Here is a 15,886-nt window from a genome sequence, read left to right on the forward strand (position 1 = left end):
TGGCTCCTTTTAGTATTTGTAAGCGTCAGGCTTAAATGGACCTTCGACAGGCACACCCAAATACTCTGCTTGTTTTTCAGTTAGCTTCGTTAAAGTACCGTTAAAGCCAGCAACCATCGCCGCAGAGACTTCTTCGTCGAGCTTCTTAGGTAGTACTTTTACATATAAGCTGTCAGTACGTGCGTCGGCTGGCAAGTCAGCGAATTTTTCTTCGAACAGGTACATTTGAGCCAATACTTGGTTAGCAAATGAGCCGTCCATCACGCGTGATGGGTGACCAGTCGCATTACCCAAGTTTACCAAACGACCTTCAGCAAGCAAAATTAAGTAATCATTTTCATCATCTGAGCGGAAGATTTGATGGACTTGTGGCTTAATCTCAACCCAGCGCCAGTTACCACGCATAAACTGAGTGTCGATTACGGTATCAAAGTGACCGATGTTACATACAACAGCACCTGGTTTTAGGGCTGCTAGCATGTGACGATCACAAACATGGTAGTTACCAGTGGTGGTAACGATCATGTCAGTGTCTTCCAGTAGACGGGTGTTGATGTTTTCTGCGCCACCAGTGTTATCACCATTGATGTAAGGTGACAATACTTCAAAACCGTCCATACATGCCTGCATGGCACAGATAGGATCAACTTCTGAGACACGGACAATCATACCTTCTTGACGTAAGCTTTGCGTAGAGCCTTTACCAACATCGCCATAACCGATAACTAAGGCGCGACGACCAGCAAGGAACATGTCAGTTGCACGTTTGATGGCATCATTTAAGCTATGACGGCAGCCGTATTTGTTGTCGTTTTTAGATTTGGTAACCGCATCGTTGACGTTGATGGCTGGTACTTTTAGCGTACCCTTATTCAGCATTTCAACCAAACGATGAACACCTGTAGTAGTTTCTTCTGAAATACCATGGATGTTATCAAGCATTTGGGCATAATCATTATGAATCAAAGCAGTCAAATCACCGCCGTCATCCAAGATTAAGTTAGCATCCCAAAGTTGACCTGATGTTTCACCGCCAACATGGATTTGTTGACGCAAGCACCACTCGTACTCTTCTTCGGTTTCGCCTTTCCAAGCATAAACAGAGATACCAGCAGCAGCAATAGCAGCAGCAGCATGGTCTTGGGTTGAGAAGATGTTACATGAGGTCCAACGTACTTCAGCACCTAGCGCGACGAGTGTCTCGATAAGAACGGCAGTCTGTATGGTCATGTGGATACAACCAGCGATTTTCGCGCCTTTAAGCGGCTGATCGGCTTCGTAGCGACGACGCAAGCCCATTAGGGCAGGCATTTCAGCTTCGGCAAGGGTGATTTCACGGCGACCGTAGTCAGCAAGGCTGATGTCGGCGACTTTATAGTCAGTAAAAGAGGGATCGATCGTATGGGCAGATGGGGTGTTAGACACTGCGTCCATAATATGCTCCTATCAGTGGTTAAGGTATGATAAAAAGAATAAAAACGCAGGTGCCGTTATTTGCGCTGTCAACAATCAATGAGATGATTGTTTAGCAGTTACCGAGCCTAACATAATGACTGATTAGCAGGGCTTTAAAGCCTAAATGCACTATCAGATATTATGGCGCAACACCTCTCGGAGGTCGTTATTGTAATTGATGAGTCATGAATTGTCACCTGTTGGATAACATAAATAGCTGACGGTATAGGCACGTAAGAAGGCGAGCAGTAATATGTAGCAATAAAAAAGGCCATCGATGGATGACCTTTTTTATTCTCATTTCAGACAGTCCAAATAGTACCAAGAGAAATTAGTACCAGTTATAGGTTAGAGAGGTAAAGAAGTTGGTGCCGTCTTGATTGTAACGCGAAGCATATTGACCAAAACTCTCATTGGTTGAGTAATCTACATTAGTCAAATTGTTAATACGACTTGTCCATGTCAGATTTGGACTCAAGTAATAATTACCACTGATATTGAATAACGTATAGTCCTCTATAAAAGTGCTATTATCTGCAACATTATAGGTTTTACCCACATATTCTGCTTCAGTACGAATATCGAACTCTGCAGCTTGGTAACCTATATATACCAGGCCAGTATTTTCAGGGCGATACACTAATTGTTTGCCTTTGTTAGCTCCGGAGTTCTCTTCAGCATTGGTGCGAGTGTATTGACCACCAAATAAAATATTACTGAGCTGCCAGTCTGAGGTAAAGCTATAACCTGACAAGCTTGCTTCATCAATGTTCAGTGCTTGATATTTATCAATACTACCATCGTATCTGTTATCAATAAGATTGTCGACATTACTATTAAAACCAGTCAAACGAGTAGTTTGTATCGTACTGGTAGATTCAATAAATACTTCTAGGTTTTTACTCTTTTCGACTTTTAAATCTTCATTTGGAACATAGTAAGCACTCTCGATGTATAAGTCATTCAGAGTAGGCGCTCTGTAGCCAGTAGCGAAGCTAGTACCTAGACGTAGGCTAGGCGCTAGCTTTACAGCATAACCAAGACCAAATGTAGTTTCGTGACCAAATTGTGAGTTATCGTCGAAACGAACATTGGCTTGAAAATCGTAAGCATCCTCATTTACTTGATAACCAGCAAAGCCACTCTTAATATCACGGTCATTTATTTTATAACTGTCTTTACCACCGGCACTAGGAGTGTTATCTGTAAGGTCCACTTCCTGCTGCAACCATTCGGCACCTGCTTGAAATTGTTCTATAGGTAATTCATAAGTGCTTATCAAATTCGCCTGTTTCTGCTTGGTTTCAAAGGCATCGCCCACTTTGTTATCAATCTTATCCAAGCTCTGACCCGCTGATAGTCGTACTGTCAGCTTATCGTTTTCGTATTGTGAAAATGCTGATACGGCACCATTCTTTTGATCAATCTCTGCATTGGGACCTGGTCCAAAACTAAAGTTATCAAACTCTGTCGTTGACTTAGAGAAAAGTCCAGTTGCGCCAACGCTTATATTTTGAGTAATAGGCATACTAGCATTTAAGGCAAAGTTATTGCTCTCAAAGCCATCGTCATCTTTATCATTGCCTGTTCGGTTGTCAAGCGCGCTGATACCTTTGGTTTGATTCCGACTAGCGGAAAGACTCAGTTTTGCGCCTTGAGCATTTGTAAACTGCGCTGTTGCACCATAAACATAGTGGTCATGTGAGCCAACACCTGCGGTCACAGAAAAATTAGTTTGATCGACGTCACTGCCTTTAGTAAATATTTGAATGACGCCGCCCATAGCATCTGAACCATAAATGCTAGAGCCTGAAGCACCGTATAAAATTTCAATACGATCAATTTGATCGGTCGGTAATAAGGCTAAAGCGGGCTGACCTGTTGACATTGAGCCATAACGAACACCATCTATTAGCACTAATACACGCTTACTATCATAGCCGCGAAGATAGAAATTACTGCTTTGACCCATACCACCATCTTGTTTAATGCTAAATCCTGGCTGCCGTCTAAGTACTTCTAAAACCGTCTGACCTTGAAAGCGTTTTAAATCTTCTTTATCTACAACCCGAGTTTGTGCAATCACATTGCTGGTTTTAGTGGGGGTACGGGTTGCTGTTACGATGATTTCATCAAGCTCAACTTGTGGTAGCCCGCTATCGTTAATAGTAGCAACGTCAGGTGTCACTGCCATTGCTGTGTTAACCGCAAGTAAACCTAATGCGCTTAAGATACTCAAACGAAGGTAGGTACGTGAAGATGAACGTGATAAAGACATAGTCAATTCCAAAATAATCATATTAAAAAATGCAGGAAAAAAAGTAACCATACTGACGTTAATATGGCTAAAAATTACAAAAAACAGTAGACAAGCAAAACTGCGTTCATTATCTACAAAACAGAACGCTTTATAAACCACTTTAACCTAATGTTTATTCACGGTAAGCTGAGTAGTTTTCATGATAGATTGCGGTTTACTCATTTAACGATTATCACTCTTATTCATAGTAGGCATTTATAAGGAGTGTCGTGAAAGGTAATAAAAAATCAGAAGCCATAAGCAAAGGCGAGAGCAGATAACTCACATAGATGACCATAAAAACGTGTAATCAAAAGCACTGCTGTTATAAATAATTGCTATTATAGGGAAGCACTCATTTGTTCTTCGTTGTACCATTCATAATGCTAAGAGGTTTGTTTTGTCTATTAAGTATCGCCTGATTCCTATAATTCCCAGTCCCAAGTTGTCCTCACCATACTCAATCATCAAAATGTCACTAATGGCAATTTTGTTTTTGCTTGTGATGCTGTTGATTGCGTTGTTGCCCAATAATGCATTTGCTGCTGAAGCCAGCGCATTGGGGATGGGTGGCAGCACCAGTGAGGAGTCGGCGAGTACGCCGATACCAGATTCATTCGGACGCGATACTCCGCGCCATACCGTGCAGGGCTTCATCAGTGCATTAGGTGAAAATGACTATCTGCTGGCGAGTAATTATTTAAACTTATCAAAGTCTGACAATCCAACCACAATCGTTCGTCAATTTAAGCAAGCGCTGGATGCAGGTGGGCGTTTTCAGCCTGATTTGCAGATTAATAATACGCCGGAGGGCAACCTAACCGATCAGCTACCGCCAAGCCAAGAAAACGTCGGTGCGATTAATGTGGGTGAAAAAAGTGTGCCACTGATACTTGAAAGAGTGGTGTCTAAGCAAGGAGAGCAGTACTGGCAGTTTTCTACGGATACGCTCAGCTCAGTACCAGAAGTCATAGAAAATACCGAACCAACGTTAGTGTCTCGCTATACTTTTGATTCATTAGAAGGCAAAAAGCTGTTTGGTTATCAAGTGGCGGATTTAGCCGCAGCGTTAATGATGACTGTCGGCAGCTTTGTGTTTACTTATATCATGGTATGGCTGCTGTACCATCTATTACGAATTGTCTATCCTCGTGTACGCGGCGTACCATTGCCATTACCTGATAAGGTCGTATTGCCACTGGCAGTGGTCATTATGGCGCTGATACTGTCAGAAGTGATGGTGTATGCAGGCGTGTCGGTGACGCTACGTGAACCGATCAATCGTTTTACCGAGATTGCATCTTGGCTTGCATTGACTTGGTTGCTGTTACGAGTCATCGATGCCATATTCACTCGTGCGGTAAACTTAAGTTATAAGAAAAATTATACTGAACGTGTCTCTATCTTGGGGCTGCTACGCAAAGTGGTCAAAGCGTTGCTGCTGATCTTTGCCGTGATTGTTATCTTCGGTAATTTGGGTTTCGATTTGACCACGGGTATTGCCGCCTTGGGTGTGGGTGGTTTGGCATTAGCACTGGGTGCGCAAAAAACCATTGAAAACCTTGTTGGTAGTGTCGTGGTCGTGGCGGATTCGCCCGTACGTATTGGTGATTATTGTAAGTTTGGCACTTATGAAGGCACAGTCATTGATATTGGTATTCGCTCATCACGTGTGCGCACCTTGACGCGCACTGTTGTGACTGTACCAAACGGTGATTTCTCATCAATGCAGATTGAAAACTTTACATCCCGCGATATGTTTCGCTTCTTCCATCAGTTATATATTAAACGCACTGCTGATATTGATGTGGTCTTTAAGATGGTCAAAGACTTGGATGAGTTTATAGATGAGCATTATTTGACCAACCAAGAATGGAATCAGGTCAATATTTTAGAGCTACGTCAAGACTGCTATATCATTCAATTACAGGCGTATGTTAATGCTAATGGCGTGACTGAGTTCTATGACAAACAGAACGTTTTGTTTGTTGATTTATTGAACCAAGTGGCAAAATATGATGTCGAGCATGCTTTGCCAACGCAGCAGCTTATTGTCAATCAAACTGAGCTTGAACATCACATAGAAAACGAAATTGAAGATAGGAATAAGGAAGATAACGTCGCCGAAACGACAAAAGACATGTCAAACGATGACCATGCTGATGATGCTAGCGACAATAAGGATAACAGCAACGATGATAAGCAGGCCGTGGACTTGAGTAAAGGTAAAGATAACGTCAAGACAGATGAAAAAGGCAGTCAGAAAAAGACTAAATCCGTAGAGAGCAAAAAAGACAATGCGTTAAAGGCATTGAGAAATAAAAGCCATATGATAAAGAAAATCAAGTTCAAGTACGCAAAAAGAAAATCTGGCTTTTCTATATGGAACCAGCCATAAAATTATGGATTAAAAACGGTATAAGATAAGCACTTGAGGTAAGTATCAAGCGTTTATCTTATACCATTCATAAAAATTAGAGCAGCAAAGAAAACGAGTGCTAGACTAAGCGTAAGCTAATCGAGTTTGACATAATGAATCATCACTTGAGTATTTGGTATTATAAAGGGACAGCAGTTTGATTACGTAATAGGCCGTAGTATGACCATAGCAACAAACTGGCAGCGCTGCGATGTGGCGACCAATCTTGTGTTAGATTCTTTAACTGTTTCGGCGTTGGGCGTTCCGTTAAGCCTAATAACGCCATCGCCGCTACTTTAATCGCTAGATCATCGACCGCAAGTACGTCTGCACGTTTGAGAGAGAATAATAAATACATCTCAGCCGTCCAGATGCCAATACCAGTAACGGCCGTCAGCACTTCTATTGCTTCTTCATCAGGCATAATTTCTAACGCAGCAAAGTCTATATCATGATCGACTAATGAGCGAATATAACGGGTTTTTTGTTTAGATAACCCTTGCGCTCTTAAGTCTTCATCTGTTGCTTTGATAATTGCCTGCGGATTCGTCAAGGCGGCATCAAGTAATCGTTGCCAAATACTGGCTGCTGCTGCCACAGACAGCTGTTGACCAACCATTGCTCGCATCAACTGCTCAAACCCACCGACATTATGCCGTAGACTGGGCATACCGACTTGTTCATAGATAGACAAAAATCTTGGCTCGATAACAATCAAAGCCATGATATGTTCATGTAGCTTTTGCGTGTTCTCAATGGTCTGTATGCTCATAAATGCTTATCCTGATTTATGCAAATACCACTATCGCTAGATGTTAAATATAGGGGCTATAGTCGATAAAGATTAAATAATGATTTTATGAGCATAACAAAAAGGACTGCCAATAAGCAGTCCTTTTGATTCTTCATACTAACCCTAAAAACTACTCACCATCAGCTTTAGATTTTTTGAGCAGTACAAATACTGCACCGTTACCACCATCTTTTGGCGGTGCAGAGCAAAATGCCAATACTTCTGGTAGTTGACGCAGCCAACCGTTGACGCAGGTTTTTAAAATGGCCTCAGAGCCTTTACCATGAACGATTTTTACCATAGTCTCGTTTTTCTGTTTTGCTTGACTTAGGAGTTGAGTCATTGCCACGCGCGCCTCTTCGATGGTACAACCATGAATATCTACGGCGTCATACCAACGTAGCTTGCCTTTTTTAAGCTGATCAAATATTTTATTCTGCAAAGTTGGCTGTTTGTAAGATAAATAGGCCTCAGCAGCGACAGGGTTGAGTAGTGCTTGCATATCTGACAAGCCAGCTCCCAAATCACTCGCTTCACTACCTTGCGCAGCAGCACGTTTAGACAAGGTGGTCGCATCAGGCTTGCCCGCTTTGCTAGCATTGGCAGGTGAGCGTACGTTTTTGTCTTCAAGCTGATTGACGCCATGCATTGCTTGCATAAACAGTACTTTGTCATCGTCAATATGCTCGCTAGCCATTTGCTTGACGGTCTTGTTTACTTGCTTTTGCGTGGGCAATGATACAGCCTCAGTAGGCTTTTGGTTTTCATCTTCAGGCGAATTGGTATCGCGACCTTTGCTAAGTTGGCCTTTTAGCTCTTTGAGCTGGTCTTGCATTTCTTTTGAAAATAGAGAGTTTGACATAGAATTTAACGTATCGTTGGTTGATGAATGATGGATTGATTTAAACTGTTTAGTAGACTTAAGCCACTTTACCCGTCTGCTGCGACGCCCGCAAGTAAGGATTGTAACGCTTGTCCAGGATGATCAGTCTTCATGAACTGCTCACCGATTAAGAAGTGCTGAATATTGTGCTTCAACATCAAACGAATATCAGCGCTATTATGAATGCCACTTTCGGTGACGATAAGCGGTTTAAGCGTGCTATCCACATCAGCTGCCAGTGCGTCGATTAAAATATTTTTTAGATCAAGCGTGGTTTGCAAGTCGACATCGAAAGTATTCAAATCACGATTATTAATGCCGTAAATATTATGCGCTGAGCGCGGTAGCTGTAGCGCACGTTCAAGTTCGGCTTTAGTATGGACTTCTATCAATACATCCATACCCAATTCGATACTTAGCGCATGCAGCTCTTGTACTTGGATGTCGTCAAGGCAGGCCATGATGAGTAAAATACAGTCAGCTCCCATCAGACAAGATTGATAGATCTGGTACACATCTATCATAAAATCTTTACGCAGTATCGGTAGGCTTACCGCATTAGCTGCTTGAATAAGATAGCTGTCATCACCTTGGAAATAATCGCGATCAGTCAATACAGACAGACAGCTGGCACCTGCTTGCTCGTATTGCTTGGCAAATAGGGCAGGCGCGAAGTTGTGATTGATAACGCCCTTAGAAGGAGAGGCTTTTTTAATCTCAGCGATGATACCAATATCATGCTCTTTAGTGCTAGCCGCTCGCAGCGCCGCCGCAAAGCCACGACTTGGTTTGTTATCCGCCGCTACTTGTGCTTGTAAATCTTCAAGAGATAATACCTCGCGTGCGGCATTTACTTCTTCCACTTTAGTGGCGACAATGCGTTGCAGTACGGAAGGAATATCTGTCTTAATTTCTGTATGAGTCATGCGGGTATCCGAATATCGTTGAATGTAAATAGACAAAATAGCTAGAGTGCACAGTAATGGTGCTTAGCCGTTAAGCCTGCGTCGCCAGTTGCTGCATGTATTTGGCGAGAGACTCGAGCTTGAGTAGGGCATCACCATTCTGAATGACTTTTTGTGCCCGACTCACACCATTAGCATAGTTGCTGGCAAGCCCTGCGGTATATATGGCTGCACCTGCATTTAGTGCAATCATATCACGTGCTTTAAGTACAGCACGGTCTTGAGAGTTTTCTCCTGATAGAGCCGCGCGAATCAGCTCAAGACTTTGTGCTGGAGAATCTACATCGAGACCGATAAGGGTTTGTGACTCAATACCTGCATCTTCTGGCATCATCTCATAAACAGATATCGCACCGTCTTTTAATTCAGCGACAGTGGTTGAGGTAGCGAGACTGATTTCATCCAAACCGTCTTTTGCGCCCACAACCATGACATGACGTGCGCCTAAGTTTTTCATGACTTTAGCGATAGGCTCGCACAGCTGAGCGGTAAAGACACCGATTACCAGATTGGGTGTGCCAGCAGGGTTGGTTAATGGTCCTAAAATATTAAAGATGGTACGCGCTTTGAGCTCGCGGCGTACTGGATTGGCATAACGCATCGCACTGTGATGATTGGGCGCAAACAAAAAGCCGATACCTTGGTTTTCGATACATTCTTTAGATTGCTCAGGGGTAAGTGCCAGACTGATACCTGCTTGCTCAAGCAAATCTGAGCTACCAGAGTTGGTAGAGACGCCGCGGTTACCATGTTTTGCCACTTGCGCACCAGCGGCGGCAGCAACCAATGCTGATGCAGTAGAGACATTAAATAAATTGGCACCATCACCGCCAGTTCCGACGATATCGACTAAGTAATCACAGCCCCGTGGTTCGATATTGGCTGCTAACGCACGCATTGCACTGGCAGAGGCAGTAATCTCATCGATGGACTCACCTTTCATACGCAGACCAGTCAAAATAGCACCCATCATGGCGTCGCTACATCTGCCTTGCATGATAATCAGCATCACCTGATACATCTCATCAAAGGTTAAATCAATGCGCTGAAAAATTCGCCCCAAAGCCGTCGTCAGTAGCGTATGTGTGTGTTCATCAGACAGTTGAGCAATATTAGTTGGGGTAGGGCTTTCATTTGTTTTTGTCGTACTCATTATGATCTCTCTTAATATTTTTATCCGTTAATCTTAAATTATCAATAGAATAGTTTTGATTTTAATTTTGTTATTAACGCCTTTTTTAGAACATACTTTAATAAACTGTTAGCCGACTTGTGGTAGTTCATCTGAGGTTAGTGCTGACAAATGATGCGTTTGCAAAAAATTGTTGAGCAGCTGATAACCTGCTTCGCTTAAGATAGACTCAGGATGGAATTGTACCCCTTCTATCGCAAATGTTTTATGACGGATACCCATGATTTCTTCAATACTGCCATCACTGTTTTGTGTCCATGCGGTCAGCTCAAGACAATCGGGCAGGCTGGTTTTATCAATGACAAGCGAATGATAGCGCGTGACTTGTACGGGATTAGGCAAGCCTTCAAAGACACCTTGGTCAGTATGATAAACGGCGGATAAGCGGCCGTGCATGACTTCACCAGCCTTGACCACTTGTCCACCAAATGCTTGTCCAATTGCCTGATGTCCTAGGCAAATACCTAGTATCGGTATCACGCCCTGAAAAGTCTTGATAGCTTCTAGAGAGATACCAGCCTGATCAGGATCGCAGGGACCGGGGCCAATGACGATCGCATCTGGCGCAAGGGTTCTAATATTTTCAATAGTGGTTTGATCGTTACGCCAGACGGTGATGTCCTGCTGTAATTCACCGAAGTACTGTACAATATTGTACGTAAAGCTGTCGTAATTATCGATCATTAGAATCATTAGCGTTCTACTTATTGAGTTCTACTTATGGAGATGGTTATATAACGCCGTTATCTTACCACTATTTTGTAGACTATCAAATGTAGGGTGTAGGCGACCCAAATAAGTGGTGAATAACAATCTATTTTGCTTATTGGATGACATTCGTTAACATCTCAAACGCACTAAAAAAGTACATACTTTTTTATTTATACATTCAATATGCACTAATTTAGTGCAGTCATGCGTTATTAATGACTCTGGATAAATAATTTGTATGACACCACTGACGATAAATCTACGGCTGCAATAGTTTCAAAGATATTATAAGTTGCTGTAATTGTTATTAATAACTATCCTTTTATCCTCTATATTTTCAGCGTTATAAAAAACTGGCATAGCCTTTGCATTATTACTGTTATGATTATCTTTGGTGATAAAGTGGTTCAATAATTATTATTAACAAGTGCCTGAAGAGTTCAGCATAATGAGGGATATGTTGTTAGAATAATATCGAACCAAAACACTGGCGGGTCTTATTAAGCGCATAACTCAGATGACTATCTTGACTAATAATATTGACAGTGCTGAGAATAAGCATAATATTAAACAGGATATTTAGCTCTAAACGCAGCGCTGACTGTTATCAAACCAGAGATTTTTAACCAACAGATTGTACTTATAATTTCAAATCGCAATAACCTAATCAACACAACGGAGACTATTTATGTCGAACAAACTACTAGATCTTATCCAATCCTCTAATGCTAAATGGGTTGATTTTCGCTTCACTGATACACGTGGTAAAGAGCAACATATCAGCTTCCCAGCGCATAGCGTTGACGAAGAAGTGATGGAAGATGGCAAGATGTTTGATGGCTCATCTATCGCTGGTTGGAAAGGTATCGAAGCGTCAGATATGATCTTGCGTCCTGATCCAGAGACGGCTTTTCTTGACCCGTTCTTTGATTCACTTACCGTAGTTGTTACTTGCGATATTATCGAGCCATCAACGCTACAAGGTTATGATCGTGACCCACGTTCTATTGCGCGCCGCGCCGAAGAGTACTTAAAGTCAACGGGCATTGGTGATACTGCTTATTTTGGTCCTGAGCCTGAGTTTTTTATATTTGATGATGTGAAATGGTCAATTGATATGTCTGGCGTTAGTCACAAGATCACGGCCGAAGAAGCGGCATGGTCGACTAACAATGACTATGAGTGGGGCAACATGGGACATCGTCCACGTGTTAAAGGCGCTTACTTCCCAGTACCACCAATCGATAGCTCGCAAGACATGCGCTCTGTTATGTGTGAGCGTTTAGAAGAAATCATCGGTGAAGGCTGTGTCGAAGTTCATCACCATGAAGTTGCGCCTTGCCAGTCAGAAATTGGTGTCGCTTTTAATACGTTAGTCAAAAAAGCCGATGAAGTACAGCAGCTAAAGTATGTTGTGCATAATGTTGCGCATCAGTTTGGCAAAACGGCTACCTTTATGCCAAAACCAATCGTTGGTGACAATGGTTCAGGCATGCTCGTGCATATGTCAATCTCCAAAGATGGTGTTAATACTTTCTCAGGTGATGAGTATGCTGGTTTGTCTGAATCTGCACTGTATTTCATCGGTGGTATTATCAAGCATGCGCGTGCGTTGAATGCGATTACCAACCCATCGACTAATAGCTATAAGCGCCTAGTACCGCATTATGAAGCGCCTATCAAACTTGCGTACTCAGCGTCTAACCGCTCAGCGTCTATCCGTATTCCACATGTTAGCAGCCCAAAAGCGGTACGTGTTGAAGCACGTTTTCCTGATCCAGCGGCCAACCCATACTTAACGTTTGCAGCGTTACTAATGGCAGGTCTTGATGGTATTCAAAATAAAATACATCCAGGTGAAGCGGCAGACAAAAACTTGTATGACTTACCACCAGAAGAAGAAGCACTCATCCCAACTGTTGCGGAGAGCTTAGAAGTTGCATTACAAGCCTTGCGTGATGATCATGAGTTCTTATTAAAAGGTGATGTATTCACTGAAGACATGTTAGAGGCGTTCATTGCCTTGAAAGAAGAAGAAGTGCAACGTGTCAATGTAACCGTACATCCCGTTGAGTTTGACTTATACTACAGCTGCTAATTAGTCGCTAAAGCACTCAGTTATTTTGAGTCATAAAAACCAGCTAAGTTATTCTTAGCTGGTTTTTTTTACGTCTCAATAATAATTTGCTAAATCAACGGATCTGTCCTCTTTGAAATTATTACTGATTTAACACCCAAAGTATCGCATAATAGATATTCATAATATTAGGTACTCATTAGGTTGACTGACTATGACTTCATTATCAAAACCGGTTTTTTCAAACAGTAAGTTAGGGTTGGCACTGATTGCTGCTACGATGATTAGTATGGTAACTCTCTACGCCCCTTTGGTAAATGCTGTGCCTATTTATAAAGTTATTGACGAAAAAACAGGTCAAGTCACCTTTACCGATCGCCCGCAAAATTATGAGCAGCAAGCAGGTAAACAAATCAGCCAAACGGGTGTCACGACGAAAGAAAGTCGCGTCAGCTCAAGTAACAGTGATAACGCGAGTAGTACGCCTCCTTCTAGTAATGTTAATACTTGAGCTGACGCGACTTTCTTTCGTCGTGACACCCGTTTGGCTGATTTGTTTACCTGCTTGCTATTACTGAACCAAGCGCAGAGCGTGCATATCGTCGCCCAGCCCAAAGCATTGATGTTAATGTGCAAGAGACGCCGGAGTTACAAGCAGGTGATAGTGTCAGTATTTATTTGGATGGCAATGAAGTCGCGCAAGGTCTCAGCGCATCGATTGCAACGGTAGATGTTTTACCAGGATCGCACAAGATAAAAGCTGTGCTAAAAAATGAGAAAGGTCAAACACTCAAACAAATAGAGCGTACGGTGTATGTGATTCAAAACAATACTACATTGCAAAATAACAAGAAAATCGCGCAACAGCTTTTAGCTTATCAGAATCTACCTTGGTATCAAAAAGTACTGTTAAAAATGCGTCAAGAGGGCAAACAACCGAATATGCAATCATTTACTAAGCCTATAGTGGACAAACCCATGACGCTTGAGCAACCGGTGATAAATTAACTTGTAGGCAATGTGTCAATCATGGATAAGTATAAGAGTTCATACAAAGTAGAGTAACTTTATAAGTTAATGTCTTCTATATAAACATAAAGGCAAGCGCTGATTGCAGCACTTGCCTTTATGTTTATCAGGATATTTATCAATTCTATATATTTATAACTTATTTAGTCAATTCAATCGTACCATTAGCAGTTACTGAGATAGTACTATTGCCAGATTCAAAACTTTGGCTAGGTACTGATTCGTCTGCTGCGCCTGCTTTCATGCTCATAGCACTATACATCGGACGTGGGTAGTTGCTACCTGTATTTAGATTCACATTGACCACACGATAGCCACGAGCATCCCAAGCGCGTGTTAGGTTTTTAGCTTGTTGCTGAAAGGCACGAGACGCATTGGTCATCAGCTTTTGCTCAAGCGCATCCTTTTTGGTATCTGAGACACCAAAGTTCAGATTGTCCATCACCAGCGTTTCTTGTAGGTCAGCGATGAGTTGGCTGGTTGCTGCAAAGTCGGTACTTTTTAAATCGATGTTTGCTTGTCCTGTCCAGCCAATGATTTTGTCATTTTTATCATAGCGAGGGTAGGTGCGCTGTTGTCCGGTACTCACGGTAACGGTTGGACAGCGCTTAGCAATTTTCATGGCATTATTAATTGAGGTGTTGAGCGTTGTCGCTAGAGTTTTAGAATCCGTTGCCTGCGCTTTTTTATATAAGCTGGCTCGTACTTCATCATTTTGAATTTCTTCTTTTACTTCTGTCTGAAAAGTAAGCTGATCGTAGCCTGTTGGTTCTGCATGCGCGCTACCCATCATGGCTGTGAGTAGAAATGCAGTACCAGTCGTTAGAGCAGCTTTATTAAGTAGAGTGGTTTTCACAATGATCTCCTGAGTGAGTTATATCAATAGTATTTAGGTGAGCCATACCATAGGTAAGACTCGCCTTTATATGAGAAGCTGTCCATTTTAGTTATTAGTTGATACCGAGTATGCTCAGCTTCCTCAACTAAAATAGCAAAATTTAACAGGCTTGCTGTGAGAATTTTGTCACCTAAGTTACAGGGCGTTTTGAGGTAAAAGAAAGAGTTTTACGATAGGGGTTGTAATATTTAAAAATTCTTGTATAATTTGCAACTGGTGGCTCCATTGGTAGCCTCGCAACATTGTTCTATGAACCCCGCCAGGACCGGAAGGTAGCAACGGTAATAGTCACAGTGTGTGCCGAGGATTTGCTTTTGGAGTCGCTTTTTTTTGCCTAAAATTTGATACCTGTTTTGATATTTAATTAGAGATGCTCGTTTGATCTATTAAGCCCTTCATTGTAAAGGGCTTTTTTTCGACCTTTTTCTGTCCGATTTTGACCTTTGATTGATTAATATGGGTTAAAATACAATGTATTAACTTTTATTAACATTCTGGACACTTTAGGGTTTTCTTATGAAGATGTTTGTTTGGTTGTTCATTGCCTTTGTGCTACTAGTGATTGTGTTTGGCGTATCTATATTTAATAAATTGGTACGCGCTCGCAACCAAGCGAAAAATGGTTTTGCCCAAATAGATGTACAACTGAAGCGCCGTCATGATTTGATTCCAAATTTGGTTGAAACTGCTAAACGTTATCTAACTCATGAAGAAGAGACGCTGACCCGTGTGATTAGTGCACGTAATCACGCGCAAAGCTTGCAAGACTCCAATACACATCAGCCAGACTCGCTTGAGCATATGGCGCTATTTGCCAAAGCTGAGAGTATGCTGTCTAAAGCGTTAGGGCAGTTTTCAGCGGTTGTGGAAGCTTACCCTGAGCTAAAGGCGGACAGCATGATTAAAGAGTTGATGGGTGAGCTGACCAATACTGAGAACCGCATTGGCTTCGCCCGTCAGCACTATAATGACAGCGTGATGTTCTACAACAATGACCGCGAGGTATTTCCCAACAATCTTATTAGTACGACTTTTGGCTTTCGCCCGTTAAGCCCGCTAGTTTTTGAAGACAGAAAGGTGATCGCTCAAGCACCTGTCGTCAATATGGGCTGACATTGAATTATATTCATATGTTCAGATGCGTTTAGCTATTTTTAAGTCAGGC

13 protein-coding genes and 1 other RNA gene are annotated in these 15,886 nt (G+C 42.1%); 6 read left to right on the forward strand and 8 right to left on the reverse strand.

Annotated features, from left to right (window positions below):
• Positions 1-9 precede the first annotated feature (9 nt).
• A complete protein-coding gene (ahcY, locus tag JMV76_RS00130) occupies positions 10-1,434 on the reverse strand; it encodes an adenosylhomocysteinase (protein WP_201501188.1) in 1,425 nt (474 codons plus the stop codon).
• A 352-nt stretch (positions 1,435-1,786) separates the two neighbouring features.
• Positions 1,787-3,733: a TonB-dependent receptor domain-containing protein gene (locus JMV76_RS00135; RefSeq protein WP_201501189.1), complete on the reverse strand. Its 1,947-nt coding sequence runs from the start codon at positions 3,731-3,733 to the stop codon at positions 1,787-1,789.
• 502 nt (positions 3,734-4,235) lie between these two features.
• Here JMV76_RS00135 and JMV76_RS00140 point away from each other — a divergent pair.
• Positions 4,236-6,152: a mechanosensitive ion channel family protein gene (locus JMV76_RS00140; protein WP_227689967.1), complete on the forward strand. Its 1,917-nt coding sequence runs from the start codon at positions 4,236-4,238 to the stop codon at positions 6,150-6,152.
• 160 nt (positions 6,153-6,312) lie between these two features.
• On the opposite strand, the gene JMV76_RS00145 is transcribed toward JMV76_RS00140, so the two are convergent.
• The 5 genes from JMV76_RS00145 to JMV76_RS00165 all read right to left on the reverse strand — a co-directional run bounded on the left by JMV76_RS00145 (position 6,313) and on the right by JMV76_RS00165 (position 10,699).
• Positions 6,313-6,945 (reverse strand): DNA-3-methyladenine glycosylase family protein, encoded by a 633-nt coding sequence (locus JMV76_RS00145; RefSeq protein ID WP_201501190.1) that lies wholly within the window; start codon positions 6,943-6,945, stop codon positions 6,313-6,315.
• 151 nt (positions 6,946-7,096) lie between these two features.
• Positions 7,097-7,828, reverse strand: a complete 732-nt coding sequence (locus JMV76_RS00150; RefSeq protein WP_201501191.1) for a Smr/MutS family protein — start codon at positions 7,826-7,828, stop codon at positions 7,097-7,099.
• A gap of 68 nt (positions 7,829-7,896) precedes the next feature.
• Entirely contained in the window at positions 7,897-8,775 is an 879-nt protein-coding gene (gene trpC, locus JMV76_RS00155; RefSeq protein ID WP_201501192.1) for an indole-3-glycerol phosphate synthase TrpC, read from the reverse strand.
• A 70-nt stretch (positions 8,776-8,845) separates the two neighbouring features.
• Positions 8,846-9,967, reverse strand: coding sequence for an anthranilate phosphoribosyltransferase (gene trpD / locus JMV76_RS00160; protein ID WP_201501193.1), 1,122 nt, complete (start codon positions 9,965-9,967; stop codon positions 8,846-8,848).
• A 108-nt stretch (positions 9,968-10,075) separates the two neighbouring features.
• Positions 10,076-10,699: an anthranilate synthase component II gene (locus tag JMV76_RS00165; RefSeq protein WP_045452934.1), complete on the reverse strand. Its 624-nt coding sequence runs from the start codon at positions 10,697-10,699 to the stop codon at positions 10,076-10,078.
• 706 nt (positions 10,700-11,405) lie between these two features.
• Between JMV76_RS00165 and glnA the strand changes: the two genes are divergently transcribed.
• The 3 genes from glnA to JMV76_RS14665 all read left to right on the forward strand — a co-directional run bounded on the left by glnA (position 11,406) and on the right by JMV76_RS14665 (position 13,802).
• Complete coding sequence (glnA, locus tag JMV76_RS00170; protein ID WP_201501194.1) at positions 11,406-12,815, forward strand: type I glutamate--ammonia ligase; 1,410 nt, start codon at positions 11,406-11,408, stop codon at positions 12,813-12,815.
• Between the two features lie 193 nt (positions 12,816-13,008).
• Positions 13,009-13,305, forward strand: coding sequence for a hypothetical protein (locus JMV76_RS14660; RefSeq protein WP_227689970.1), 297 nt, complete (start codon positions 13,009-13,011; stop codon positions 13,303-13,305).
• Between the two features lie 119 nt (positions 13,306-13,424).
• Positions 13,425-13,802 carry a hypothetical protein gene (locus tag JMV76_RS14665; RefSeq protein WP_227689972.1) on the forward strand — a complete coding sequence of 126 codons (378 nt, stop codon included), beginning with the start codon at positions 13,425-13,427 and terminating at the stop codon, positions 13,800-13,802.
• Between the two features lie 160 nt (positions 13,803-13,962).
• On the opposite strand, the gene JMV76_RS00180 is transcribed toward JMV76_RS14665, so the two are convergent.
• Positions 13,963-14,616, reverse strand: coding sequence for an SIMPL domain-containing protein (locus JMV76_RS00180; protein ID WP_374190033.1), 654 nt, complete (start codon positions 14,614-14,616; stop codon positions 13,963-13,965).
• 328 nt (positions 14,617-14,944) lie between these two features.
• Here JMV76_RS00180 and ffs point away from each other — a divergent pair.
• Both ffs and JMV76_RS00190 read left to right on the forward strand, forming a co-directional pair.
• Positions 14,945-15,041, forward strand: an RNA gene (gene ffs, locus JMV76_RS00185) — signal recognition particle sRNA small type.
• A 196-nt stretch (positions 15,042-15,237) separates the two neighbouring features.
• Entirely contained in the window at positions 15,238-15,834 is a 597-nt protein-coding gene (locus JMV76_RS00190; RefSeq protein ID WP_201501196.1) for a LemA family protein, read from the forward strand.
• Positions 15,835-15,886 lie beyond the last annotated feature (52 nt).

This window comes from Psychrobacter cibarius (assembly GCF_904845955.1).
GTDB classification, from domain to species: domain Bacteria; phylum Pseudomonadota; class Gammaproteobacteria; order Pseudomonadales; family Moraxellaceae; genus Psychrobacter; species Psychrobacter cibarius_B.

Coding starts and splice junctions, on each gene's coding strand:
- ahcY (WP_201501188.1), bottom strand. CDS start 1,434: ATGGACGCAGTGTCTAACACCCCATCTGCCCATACGATCGATCCCTCT.
- JMV76_RS00135 (WP_201501189.1), bottom strand. CDS start 3,733: ATGTCTTTATCACGTTCATCTTCACGTACCTACCTTCGTTTGAGTATC.
- JMV76_RS00140 (WP_227689967.1), top strand. CDS start 4,236: ATGGCAATTTTGTTTTTGCTTGTGATGCTGTTGATTGCGTTGTTGCCC.
- JMV76_RS00145 (WP_201501190.1), bottom strand. CDS start 6,945: ATGAGCATACAGACCATTGAGAACACGCAAAAGCTACATGAACATATC.
- JMV76_RS00150 (WP_201501191.1), bottom strand. CDS start 7,828: ATGTCAAACTCTCTATTTTCAAAAGAAATGCAAGACCAGCTCAAAGAG.
- trpC (WP_201501192.1), bottom strand. CDS start 8,775: ATGACTCATACAGAAATTAAGACAGATATTCCTTCCGTACTGCAACGC.
- trpD (WP_201501193.1), bottom strand. CDS start 9,967: ATGAGTACGACAAAAACAAATGAAAGCCCTACCCCAACTAATATTGCT.
- JMV76_RS00165 (WP_045452934.1), bottom strand. CDS start 10,699: ATGATTCTAATGATCGATAATTACGACAGCTTTACGTACAATATTGTA.
- glnA (WP_201501194.1), top strand. CDS start 11,406: ATGTCGAACAAACTACTAGATCTTATCCAATCCTCTAATGCTAAATGG.
- JMV76_RS14660 (WP_227689970.1), top strand. CDS start 13,009: ATGACTTCATTATCAAAACCGGTTTTTTCAAACAGTAAGTTAGGGTTG.
- JMV76_RS00180 (WP_374190033.1), bottom strand. CDS start 14,616: ATGATGGGTAGCGCGCATGCAGAACCAACAGGCTACGATCAGCTTACT.
- JMV76_RS00190 (WP_201501196.1), top strand. CDS start 15,238: ATGAAGATGTTTGTTTGGTTGTTCATTGCCTTTGTGCTACTAGTGATT.